Annotated in this window: 9 protein-coding genes; 6 read left to right on the top strand and 3 right to left on the bottom strand. The window is 67.4% G+C overall.

Annotation, left to right across the window (positions count from 1 at the left end):
• Positions 1-55: 55 nt before the first annotated feature.
• From UAA55_RS15480 to araD1, 3 genes are all read right to left on the bottom strand, one after another.
• Complete coding sequence (locus tag UAA55_RS15480) at positions 56-1,471, bottom strand: amino acid permease (RefSeq protein ID WP_145615147.1); 1,416 nt, start codon at positions 1,469-1,471, stop codon at positions 56-58.
• A gap of 250 nt (positions 1,472-1,721) precedes the next feature.
• Entirely contained in the window at positions 1,722-4,661 is a 2,940-nt protein-coding gene (locus UAA55_RS15475; RefSeq protein ID WP_322953814.1) for a TonB-dependent receptor domain-containing protein, read from the bottom strand.
• Between the two features lie 425 nt (positions 4,662-5,086).
• A complete protein-coding gene (araD1, locus tag UAA55_RS15470) occupies positions 5,087-6,082 on the bottom strand; it encodes an AraD1 family protein (protein ID WP_322953812.1) in 996 nt (331 codons plus the stop codon).
• Positions 6,083-6,419: 337 nt separating this feature from the next.
• Here araD1 and UAA55_RS15465 point away from each other — a divergent pair, with 337 nt between their 5' ends.
• From UAA55_RS15465 to UAA55_RS15440, 6 genes are read left to right on the top strand one after another with little or no spacing between them, the layout of a single operon-like run.
• The gene (locus UAA55_RS15465; protein ID WP_322953811.1) at positions 6,420-7,373 is read left to right on the top strand and encodes an ABC transporter substrate-binding protein; all 954 of its coding nucleotides are present in this window, start codon (positions 6,420-6,422) and stop codon (positions 7,371-7,373) included.
• Entirely contained in the window at positions 7,373-8,092 is a 720-nt protein-coding gene (locus UAA55_RS15460) for an ATP-binding cassette domain-containing protein (RefSeq protein WP_322953810.1), read from the top strand. The genes UAA55_RS15465 and UAA55_RS15460 overlap by 1 nt, the downstream gene beginning before the upstream one ends.
• Positions 8,089-8,904, top strand: coding sequence for an ATP-binding cassette domain-containing protein (locus tag UAA55_RS15455; protein ID WP_322953809.1), 816 nt, complete (start codon positions 8,089-8,091; stop codon positions 8,902-8,904). The genes UAA55_RS15460 and UAA55_RS15455 overlap by 4 nt, the downstream gene beginning before the upstream one ends.
• Positions 8,901-9,914 (top strand): ABC transporter permease, encoded by a 1,014-nt coding sequence (locus tag UAA55_RS15450; RefSeq protein WP_322953808.1) that lies wholly within the window; start codon positions 8,901-8,903, stop codon positions 9,912-9,914. The genes UAA55_RS15455 and UAA55_RS15450 overlap by 4 nt, the downstream gene beginning before the upstream one ends.
• Positions 9,914-10,984, top strand: a complete 1,071-nt coding sequence (yjfF, locus tag UAA55_RS15445) for a galactofuranose ABC transporter, permease protein YjfF (protein ID WP_322953807.1) — start codon at positions 9,914-9,916, stop codon at positions 10,982-10,984. The genes UAA55_RS15450 and yjfF overlap by 1 nt, the downstream gene beginning before the upstream one ends.
• Positions 10,985-11,009: 25 nt before the next feature.
• Positions 11,010-11,744 carry a FadR/GntR family transcriptional regulator gene (locus UAA55_RS15440; protein ID WP_322953806.1) on the top strand — a complete coding sequence of 245 codons (735 nt, stop codon included), beginning with the start codon at positions 11,010-11,012 and terminating at the stop codon, positions 11,742-11,744.
• Positions 11,745-11,781 lie beyond the last annotated feature (37 nt).

Here is an 11,781-nt window from a genome sequence, read left to right as displayed (position 1 = left end):
AGAAAAAGGCCGCCGCCCCGGGGGTTGACGGCCTTTTCGTTTACGGGGCAGCGCCTTACACAGTCTTGTTCAGCAGGCTGGCCCGGCGGCTGTAGCCCAGGTAGATCACCAGGCCGATCACGTGCCAGATGGCGAAGTTGCGCAGCGTGGTGCCGGGCAGGGAGTACAGGAAGTAGAGGCAGCCGATGACCGCCAGCGGGGCCACCACCCAGACGGCGGGGCAGCGGAACAGGCGCGGCATGTCCGGCTTCGTCACGCGCAGGACCATGACGCAGACCGAGACGGAGATGAAGGCCGCCAGCGTGCCGGCGTTGGATAGCTCCGCGATGGTGGCCAGCGGCAGGAAGCCGCCGAACAGGGCCACGAACAGACCGACCAGCAGGGTCACCTTCACCGGCGAGCGGCGGTCGGGGCCCAGATCGCTGAGGCCGCGGGGCAGCAGGCCGTCACGCGACATGACGAAGAACACGCGGGTTTGGCCGAACATCATCACCAGGATGACGCTGGGCAGGGCCACGATGGCGGCAGCCCCGATGGCCCAGGCAGCGCCAGGATGATTCAGGCTGCGCAGGATGAAGGCCAGCGGCTCGCCACTGGCGGCGAACTCGGCGAAGGGCCAGGCGCCCACGGCGCAGGCGGCCACGATCATATAGATGATGGTGGAGATGACCATGGAGCCCAGGATGCCGATGGTCAGGTCGCGGCCGGGATTCTTCACCTCTTCCGCCGAGGTAGACACGGCGTCGAAGCCAAAGAAGGCGAAGAAGACGATGGCCGCCGCCGCCATCACGCCGCGCACATGGCCGGCGTCGTCCATGTGGGAGACGAAGCCATAGGGCATGAACGGGGTGAAGTTTTCCGGCACCAGGCTGAACACCGTCAGGCCCACGAACACCGCCAGGGCGATGATCTTGATGGCGACCAGGGCGATGTTGACCGTGGCGCTTTCCTTGGCGCCCTTGGCCAGCAGGGCCGTGACCAGCGCGGTGATGACGATGGCCGGCAGGTTGACGATGCCGCCGGCATAGGGTCCCGCGATGAGGTCCTTGGGCAGATGGATGCCCATGCTTTCCAGCAGACCGACCATATAGCCCGACCAGCCCACCGCCACGGCACTGCAGGTGACGGCATACTCCAGCACCAGGGACCAGCCGATGATCCAGGCCAACCCTTCGCCCAGTACCGAGTAGGTGTAGGTGTAGGCGCTGCCGGCCGCCGGCATCATGGTGGCCATTTCGGCGTAGGTCAGGGCCGCGAAGGCGCAGAGGATGCCGCAGGCGGCGAAGGCCAGGATGACGGCGGGGCCAGCGCGCTCGGCACCGATGCCGGTCAGGGTGTAGATGCCCGTGCCGATGATGCCGCCGATGCCCAGGGCCACCAGGTGCGGCCAGCTCAAGGTCTTGCGCAACTGCCGGCTTTGGTCCACGTGCGCCAAAGCGTCCAACGCCTTACGGCGCGTCCAGAACGTCATAAAGCAGTCCCCATCTAGAACGTGTTTTAGCCCCCGCCGCCGACCTTTTCCCCTGAGGGGCACCGCCCCCTTGCCCTGGGGCGACGCCTGTCGGCTGGAAGCTGTTTGGACACCGATCAGCGCGGGCGTCAACACCTTAACTGCCCTAGCCGTTTCAAACGACATTTTGTGGCGCGGAAGGCCCGCTTTCCAACAAAAAACCCCGCCCGGGACCACCCGGGCGGGGATATCTCCGTTCCAGGCCCAGGCCTTAGAACTCCACCGTCGCACCGACGAAAATGGTGCGGCCCAGCGGGTCGTAGACACCCGGGTAGGTGTTGCCGTTGCCGAAGCTGCTGAGCAGGCTGGAGGCGATGGCCGGCGGGTCGCGGTCGAGGATGTTGTTCACACCCGCGCGCAGCGACAGGTAGTCGGTCATCTTGTAGGTCATCGCCAGGTCGAAGTAGCTGTACGACGGCAGCTTGGCGTTGATGCCGACAAAGTCGGAGGCCAGGAAGTCGTTGGCCGTGTTGCTGGACAGCGACGTCGGGCCGATGAAGCGCCAGTTCAGGGACACCGTGGCCGGGACCCAGGGGCTGGACCAGGTGGTGCGCAACTGGTGGCGCCACCGCGGGTTGGGCTGGCCGCAGGTCGGCCCGAACAGACCGGTGCAGTCATAGGTGCCCAGGCTGGGCAGCGGCTGGGTTTCACGGGTCAGCAGCACGCTGCCCGTCAGGTTGAAGTCCAGGTCGCCCCAGTTGCGGTTGACGACGTCTTCCAAGGCCAGCTTGTAGGACACGTCGATGTCCACGCCCGAGGTCTGCAGGTGACCGGTGTTCTGGTTGCCGGCGATGATGTAGCCGTCGGTGCCGAACAGCACGCCCGAACCCTTGGCGCGGTGGAACAGGCCGCAGAAGTACGGATTGGCGGTCTGGACGCACTGGTTGATGACCGTCTGGGCGTCCAGCGCCGAGATGTAGCCGTCAACCTTGATGTTGTAGTAGTCCAGCGTGGCGGAGAAGTTGGGAATGAAGGTCGGGGTCAGCACCACGCCGGCGGTGAAGGTGTCCGCCGTTTCCGGCTTCAGCGCGCTGTTGCCGCCACCCTGGGTGACGCAGACGGCCGAGGGACAGTCGGCGATGTGGCCGTACTGGGCCGAGGTGACGCCGGTCAGGGCGCACTGGGCCGCCGAAGCCGTCGGGCTGGAGCCGGAGCAGGGATCCACCGCCGCGACGTTGCCCAGCGTGGTCGGCGCGAACAGTTCGGAGATGCTGGCGGCGCGGACGGCGCGGTTGTAGCTGCCGCGGAAGCGGACATCGCTGACCGGGGCGTACTGCAACTCGAACTTGTAGGTGCTGACACCGCCGTCCAGGTAGTCGTACTTGGAGTAGCGGTAGCCGGTGTTGAACAGCAGTTCCTCGACCAGGGGCTTGTCCTGGATGATCGGGAACTGCAGTTCGCCGTAGCCTTCGTCCACGCTCAGGCTGCCATGCGACGGCAGGGTGCCGTTGGCCTGGGCCACCTGGTCCGCCTCGAACAGCAGTGTTTCCTCGCGGTGTTCATAGCCCAGCGCGATGGCCGCACCCTTCTTGGCCCACGGGCTCTTGATCCCGTACTGCTCCAGATCGCCGTTGATGGACAGGCTGCCCACCTTTTCCGTCTGGGCGCCATGGGTGTGGCTGGGCGAGTAAAGGTAGGTATACCCGGCCTGGCTGATGCCGTTGTACTGGAAGACATTGATGGGCACGCAGGTCGGATCGGTGCCGTCGATCACCGACTTGCAGGTGGGCACGCCGTTCACGTTGACGACCTCCAGGGCGCGCTGCGCCTTGGTGTTGTCGACGTTGTTCATGTAGGTCTCGTTCAGGATGGCCTTGGACCACAGGAAGTTGGCGTCGTAGCTCCAGCCGTCCCACACCTCGCCGCGGAAGCCGCCGGTGAAGCGGTAGTCGATGTGGCGCAGGTCGTCGCGGCGCGGCTGGCTGCCGGGGCCGGTCAGGCGGTAACCGATGAAGGTCTGCGCGTCGGTGTTGGTGCCGGCGTCGGCGCCGCACAGCGTGGACGCCTGGGCCGACGACATCAGCGGGTTGTTGCAGTTGATGTTGAACGTCGTGCCCTGGAACAGGGCGGACGGTGCCGCCTGCGAGAAGCTGTGGTCGTTCATGTACATGAAGTTGCCGTAGGCTTCGATTTCCTTGGCAAATTCATAGTGGGCGGCCAGGCCGCCGGTCTCGCGCTTGTCGGTGCGCTGGATGTAGTTGGTGGGCGTGTAGTTGTAGGCGAAGCTGCTGTTGTACGGCACCCAGGTCTTGCTGCCGTCCTTGGCGTTCACCAGGGTGGTGTTCGCGTTGGGGCCGCTCAGCGGATAGAACAGGCCATAGGCGTTGTTGCTGGAGCCGCCGCAGATGAAGGTGTTGGCGTCCTTCAGGTTCAGGTCGCAGTTGGAATAGTCGCGCTTATTCTGCGTCACCGGCATGGAATAGTGATAGCCGGCGAACAGCGTGACGTTGCCCTTCTTGCCGTCGAAGTTGGTGCCGGCGGCGACGCTGACGTCCTTCTTGATGCCATCCCACACCTCGCTGGGGGCGGTGGTGAAGTTCTTGGCCTGGCTGAGGGACCGCAGGGCGGTGTTGCCGTTGTCGTGTTGCGCGATGGTGTACTGCACGTCGGCGCGCACGCCGTCCAGATTCTTGCGCAGGATGAAGTTCACGACACCTGACACGGCATCGGAACCGTAGACCGCCGAGGCGCCGCCCGAGACCACGTCCACCCGGTCCACCATCGCGGTGGGGATGAAGTTGATGTCGGAGGTTTCCGGCGGCAGCATGCGCTGGCCGTCGATCAGCACCAGATTACGGTTGGAACCCAGGTTGCGCAGGTTGACGCGCGAGGTGCCGTCGGCACCGTTGGACACATTGTCATTGGCGTCGGCCGTCACCTGCGGCAGACGGTTCAGGGCATCCACCATATTGGTCGTGCCCTGATACTGCAGGTCCTGCGACCCCACCGTGGTCAGGGGGCTGGCCGTCGTCAGGTTCGCCTGCTTGATGCGCGAACCGGTGATGACGATTTCCTGCAAATCGTCGACGGACTGCGCCAGCGCCTGGCCACCCACCATCAATGCCACCATGGCGGCCCCCGCCGCCAGGACCGACGCGCGGCCCGAGCGGAGCACCGACCCGGGGGCGGACTTCGCATGAATCTCTTGCATTTTTATCTCCCAGACCGCGCACCCCCGTTAGTGCGCGCTGCACAACCGTCCCGCAAATGCCACGGACCTGTCAAATATCTTATATCGTATATCGTATGATTTATTCGAAAGTGTGTCGCCGACGCATCAGCGGCGACCAAACTTTGCGCTACTTCAAATAGTTAAGTCGTTTTACGACGGACAAACGCCAAAAGCCGCCCTCCCCAGGTGGGAAGGGCGGTTGCAAAGGTGTCGCCGTAAAAATCACCCATCCGGCTTAGGATGGGCGCCGGTGCGCGGGCGTGGCGCTTATACGTGCGGCATTTGATCGTGACCGCTCAAATGCCCCCTCAGGCGCCGGGCGGCCACATCCGTGGCCTTGGCTTGTCCTCGATTTCCAGTCCGCCTTCGGCTCCCCAGAAATCTCCGGCACCCGCAGTCGCGGGCTACAGCGCCGTCACGGTCACCGCTTCCGCTTCCTTCACCGTCAGCGGGTTGCGCAGGGGCAGGCCGAAGGGTGCGGCCTCCACCTCGAACTGGTCGCCCGGCCGGGTGGTGAAGCCATCGCTGAACGACAGCGTGGCAGTGCCGAAATAGTGGGCGTGGGCATCACCAGCACGGCGGAAGCCGGCGTACTTGAAGTGATGGTGTTCCAGGTTGGCCAGGCTGTGGCACATGTTGGCCTCACCCGACAGGAAGGGCTTCTCCCACGCCACCTGGCCATCGCGGACGATGCGCGTCGTCCCCCGGATGTCGGCCGGCAGCGGCCCCACCAGTAGTTCCGGCCCGAAGGAGCAGGGGCGCAGCTTGGAATGCGCCAGGTAGAGATAGTTCTGCCGCTCCGTCACATGGTCGGAGAATTCGTTGCCCAGGGCGTAGCCCAGGCGGAAGGGCGTGCCGTCGGGCCCGATGACGTAGAGGCCCACGATCTCCGGCTCCTCCCCGCCATCCAGCGCGAAGGCCGGGGAGGCCAGCGGCGCCTCGGGCGCCGTGACGATGCTGCCGTCCCCCTTGAAGAACCATTCCGGCTGCGCCCCCACCTGCCCGGCGGCCGGCTTGCCGCCCTCCAGCCCCAGGCGGAACATGCGCATCGAATTGGTCTGCTTGGCGGGATCGGCCAGATCCTTGTGCATCTTGTCCCGGCCTTCCGCCGACCCAAGGTGGGTCAGGCCCGTGCCGGTGACCAGCAGGTGCGCGGTGTCGGGATGGTCCAGCGGCGCCAGCAGGCGGCCCTCGGCCACCAAGGCGGCCAAGTCCACGGTACCGCCCACGCCCGCCGCCTCGACCACCGCCGCCAAGCCCGTGCCCGCAGCGATGGCCCGCTGCGCCAGCTCATAGACGCTGGCGACACCCGGCACCGTGTGCGCCGGGCCATCATCGTGGCGGGCGGCGACGGCACGAGCGCCCGTGGCGTCGACATATTGGAGGAGACGCAGGACCATGGGTGTTTCCCTGACGATTGTTTTGCGTGACTGTGGTCCGCCCGGCCGGGATGACGGCACCAGGGGGCTGGACGTGCTCATTTAATAATACTATTTCTGTCTAGTCCAAGCCCTTTTCGGGGGCAAGCGACTTCGTCACACGGGGACGACGTTCGGGGATGCAAAGGGGCTTGAGTAGCCCCCATAAATAATATCATATGACCCATAACAAACGGCCGCCATCTCCTGGATAAGGATAGTCGGCGGACGGCCCCGACAGGGTCAACATGAGACAGGGATGGATATGAAAACGCTGCTGGGAAGCCGGAAAATCTCTCGCCAGGGTCTGGCGCGTCGGATGCTGGGTATCGGAACGGCGGTGCTGCTGGGCAGCCTGGCGGCCGGATGCGACAGCGGCGACAAGAAGGGCCTGACGGTGGGCTTTTCCCAGATCGGGTCGGAATCCGGCTGGCGCGCCGCGGAGACCAAGCTGGCCCGCCAGGGGGCGGAGCAGCGGGGCATCACCCTGAAATTCTCCGACGCGCAGCAGCGCCAGGAAAACCAGATCAAGGCCGTGCGGTCCTTTATTGCGCAGGGCGTGGACGCCATCCTGCTGGCCCCCGTGGTTTCCAGCGGCTGGGACGAGGTCCTGGGCGAGGCCAAGGCCGCCAACATCCCCGTCATCCTGCTGGACCGGCAGATCGACACGCCCAACGTCGACCTCTACCTGACGGCCGTCACCTCCGACACCATCGAGGAGGGGCGTGTGGCCGGCCGCTGGCTGGCGGGCAAGGTGCAGGGCCGCGATTGCCGCATCGTGGAAATCCAGGGCACGGTGGGCGCCAGCCTGGTGGCCAACCGCAAGAAGGGTTTCGAGGAGGCCATCGCGACCGCCCCCAACCTGCACCTGGTGCGCACCCAGTCGGGCGAGTTCACCCGCGCCAAGGGCAAGGAGGTCATGGAGGGCTTCCTGAAGGCCGAGGCGCCAGGCAGCATCTGCGCCGTCTATTCCCACAACGACGACATGATGATCGGCGCCATCCAGGCCATCAAGGAAGCGGGCCTGAAGCCGGGCACCGACATCCTGACCGTGTCCATCGACGGCGTGCCCGACATCTTCAAGGCCATGGCCGATGGCGATGCCAACGCCACCGTGGAACTGGCCTCGGACATGGCGCCGCGCGCCTACGACATCCTGCTGGCGTACCGCAAGGACCACGCCCCGCCGCCCAAGTGGGTGCAGACGCCGTCCAAGCTGTATGAGCCCGACACCGCCGCCGCCGAATACGCCCGTCGCAAGGATCTGTACTGATGGCGGTCACCCCACCCCCGGTGGTGCTGGCGGCCCGGGGCCTGACCCGGCAATACCCCGGCGTGCGCGCCCTGGACGGCGTGGACCTGACCCTGCGCGCGGGGGAAATCCATGCCCTGCTGGGGGAGAACGGCGCCGGCAAGTCCACCCTGATCAACCTGCTGACGGGGGCCCAGCCGCGTGACGGCGGCACCATCACCGTGGACGGCGTGGCGATCGACCCGGACGGGCCCGGCGGTGCGGTGAAGGCCGGCATCGCCGCCGTCTATCAGGAGATCACGCTGCTGCCCAACCTGTCGGTGGCGCAGAACCTGTACCTGGGACGGGAGCCCACGCGCTGGGGCCTGGTGCACCGGTCGCGCATGAATCGGGAAGGCGGCGCCTTGCTGCGCCGCTTCGGCCTCACCATCGACGCCAGCCGGCCGCTGTCGGATTTCTCCACCGCCGTGCAACAGCTGATCGCCATCGCCCGCGCCGTCGACCTGTCGGCCAAGGTGCTGATCCTGGACGAGCCCACCGCCAGCCTGGACACGGCGGAGGTGCAGACCCTGTTCACCCTGCTGCGCGTCTTGCGCGACCAGGGCCTGGCCATCGTCTTCGTCACCCATTTCCTGGATCAGGTCTATGCCTTGACCGACCGCATCACCGTGCTGCGCAACGGCCGCTTGGTGGGGGAGCGGCGAGCGCCGACCTGCCCCGTCTGGACCTGGTGGCCATGATGCTGGGCAAGGCGCCCACGGCGGAAAGCCATCTGAGCCGCCGGCCCGCCACGGCGGCACCCAGCGGCGCCCCTCTGGTGCGGGCGGAGGGTCTGGGCCGCCGCCGGCTGGTGGGGGCGTTCGACGCCGAATTGCACGCCGGCGCCGTGCTGGGGGCTGCGGGCCTGCTGGGTTCCGGCCGCACCGAAACGGCCATGCTGCTGTTCGGCGTGGAAACGGCGGATCAGGGCCAGCTGGTGGTGGACGGCAAGCCCGTCACCCTGCGCAGCCCGCGCGACGCCATCCGCCTGGGCTTTGGCTTCTGTCCGGAGGACCGCAAGCTGGACGGTATCGTCGCCGGCCTCAGCATCCGCGAGAACATCGTGCTGGCCCTGCAGGCCAAGCGCGGCTGGTGGCGACGGCTGTCCACGGCGCAACAGCATGAGTTGGCCGACCGCTACATCAAGCTGCTGGATATCCGCACACCGGATGCGGAAAAGCCCATCCAGCTGCTGTCGGGCGGCAACCAGCAGAAGGCATTGCTGGCCCGCTGGCTGGCCACCGAACCCCGCCTGCTGATCCTGGATGAGCCCACGCGCGGCATCGACGTGGGCGCCCATGCCGAAATCGTGCGCCTGCTGGAGGACCTGCGGGACAGGGGCATGGCCCTCTACGTCATCTCGTCCGAGATCGAGGAAGTGGCGGCCTATTCCGACCGGGTGCTGGTCATGCGCGATCGCGCCCCCGCCGGCCTGCTGGAGGGGGACTCCATCACCCCCGCCGCCATCGTCAACGCCATCGCGGCGGACCATCACACCCAAGGTGCGGCATGAGCGCCTTTATTCTGATCCGCCTGAAAGCCGCGCGGCCACAGCTGGCGCTGCTGGTGCTGGCCCTGCTGGTCAATGTCTTCGTGGCACCGGGCTTCCTGGATCTGCGCCTGCAGGACGGGCGGCTGTTCGGCGGCCTGATCGACATCCTGAACCGGGGGGCGCCCGTCATGCTGCTGGCCGTGGGCATGGCCCCGGTCATCGCCACGCGCGGCATCGATCTGTCGGTGGGTGTCATCATTGCGATATCCGGCGCCGTCGCGGCGGCGGGCGTGAACGCCGGCCTGGCCTGGCCGCTGGCCATCCTGGCGGCGCTGGCCACCGGCCTGGTCTGCGGCCTGTGGAACGGGCTGCTGGTCGCGGTGTTCCGCCTGCAGCCCATCGTCGCCACGCTGATCCTGATGGTGGCCGGACGCGGCATCGCCCAGCTGATCACCGAGGGCCGCATCCTGACCTTCACCGAGCCGCACCTGATCGCCGTGGCCGGCGCGACGCTGGCGGCCCTGCCCCTGCCGGTGGTGGTGGCCCTGGCCGCCGCGGGCCTTACCGGCCTGCTGGTGCGGGCGACCGCGCTGGGGCTGTTCGTCGAGGCGGTGGGCACCAATCCGCGCTCAAGCCGCCTGGCCGGCGTCCATACCAGCCTCGTGCTGGGCGCCGTCTATGTCTGGTCCGGTCTGATGGCGGCGCTGGCCGGCCTGATCGCCACGGCCGACATCAAGGGGGCCGACGCCAACAACGCCGGCCTGTGGCTGGAGCTGGACGCCATCCTGGCTGTGGTCATCGGCGGCACCAGCCTGTATGGCGGGCGGTTCAGCATTGGCCGCTCCGTCCTGGGCGCCCTGGTCCTGCAGGCCATGCGCACCGCCATCCTGCGGGCGGGCCTGCCGCCGGAGCTGAACCTGGTGCTGATGGCGCTGGTGGTCGCCGCCGTGCTGACCCAGCAATCCCCCGCCTTCCGGCCGTTGGCCCAGTCCCTGGTGCGGCGCTTCAAGAATAAGGAGGCCCAGGCGTGATGGGCCGTTTCGTGAACACCCGCACCCTGCCGCTGCTGGCGACGGTGGTGGTCTTCGTCCTGATCTATGCCGTCTGCGCCGCGCAATATCCGGCCATGCTGGGCCTGCGCGTCATGGGCAACCTGCTGACCGACAACGCCTTCCTGGGCATCCTGGCGGTCGGCATGACCGTGGTGGTGGTGGCCGGCGGCATCGACCTGTCGGTGGGCGCCGTCATGGGCTTGACCACGGTGGCGCTGGCCCGCCTGATCGAGGGTGCCGGCCTGTCCCCGGCGCTGGCCTTCGCCCTGGTGCTGGCGCTGGGCGGCCTGTTCGGCGCCGGCGTGGGTGCCGCCATCCATTACCTGAAGGCGCCGGCCTTCATCGTCACCCTGACGGCCATGTTCCTGGCCCGGGGCGGCGCCCTGCTGATCAGCACCGATTCCATTCCCATCCACAACACCGCCTACGACACCCTGGCAGCGGCCGCCGTGGCCCTGCCCGGGGGCGGACGGCTGACGCTGGTGGCCGGCATCATGCTGCTGACCTTCCTGGCCGGGGGTATCCTGCTGCACGGCACGCGCTTTGGCGCCCGGGTGTTCGCCCTGGGCGGCAACGGCCATTTCGCCCAGTTGATGGGCATCAACACCGGGCGCACCACCATCCTGGCGCACGCCTTCTGCAGCCTGATGGCGGCGCTGGCCGGCATCGTCTTCTCCCTCTACACCCGGTCCGGCTATGCCCTGACGGGCACTGGGGTGGAGCTGGACGCCATCGCGGCGGTGGTCATCGGCGGCACGCTGCTGACCGGCGGCGTGGGCGGCGTGGCCGGCTCCTTCATCGGTGTGCTGATCCAGGGGCTGATCCTGACCTGGATCACCTTCGACGGCACGCTGTCCAGCTGGTGGACCAAAATCGCCATCGGCGCCCTGCTCTTCGTGTTCATCGCCGTGCAACGCTTGATTTTGGTGGCCTCCGCCCGGTATGGCCGGTCGGGGGCGGGTCCTGCGGCCCCCAACACGCCCAATCAGGCCGCCTCGACCCCGCCTTCCCGCTCCTCCTCCGGCGCCGCCGCGCCATCCGCCCCCTGACCCCCGCCCGCACGAGCCCGCGCCCATGACCCTCTCTACCTGGTCATCGCCTGAACGTCCCCTGTCGCACCACGAACAGATCGTGCGCACCCTGGGCATGGAGATCCTGAGCGGCGCCCTGCCCGTGGGCGTGAACCTGCCGCCGGAACCGGACCTGCTGGTCCGCTTCCAGATCTCCCGCACCGTGCTGCGGGAGGTGATGAAGACCCTGGCGGCCAAGGGCTTGGTCGTCTCCAAGACGCGGGTGGGCACCAAGGTGCAAGACCCGACGCATTGGAACTTCTTCGATGCCGACCTCTTGTCCTGGCGCGTGAGCTTGGGCCTGGACGACGCCATGCGCCGCCACCTTTATGAGATGCGCAGCGCGGTGGAGCCGCGCGCGGCCGCCCTGGCGGCCAAGCGCCGCACGCCCGAACAGCTGGCGGACATGCGCCGCGCCGTCGCCCGCATGGCAGAGCCGGGCCACAACCGCCGCAGCTTCGCGGAAGCGGATCTGGCCTTCCACGTGGCAGTCAGCGCCGCCTCCGGCAATCCCATGATGCGGTCGCTGGCGGCGGTGATCGAGGCGGCGCTGCTGGCCTCGTTCTCGCTCTCGTCCCCCGTGGATGAAAACGCCCTGCAGCAGGAGGTGGTCGACAGCCACGCCGCCATCGCCGACGCCATCGAGGCGGGCGACAGCGCGGCCGCCGCGCACGCCATGCTGGCCGTCATCGATTCCGGGTTCGGCCGGCTGGACCTGCCCGACCCCGACGCCGCCTGAAGTTACCCTCGCCTTCCCATTCAACGCCTTGACCGCA

The organism is Nitrospirillum guanabarense (assembly GCF_034653355.1).
Lineage (GTDB): Bacteria > Pseudomonadota > Alphaproteobacteria > Azospirillales > Azospirillaceae > Nitrospirillum.
This window is presented reverse-complemented; position numbering and strand designations above follow the sequence as displayed.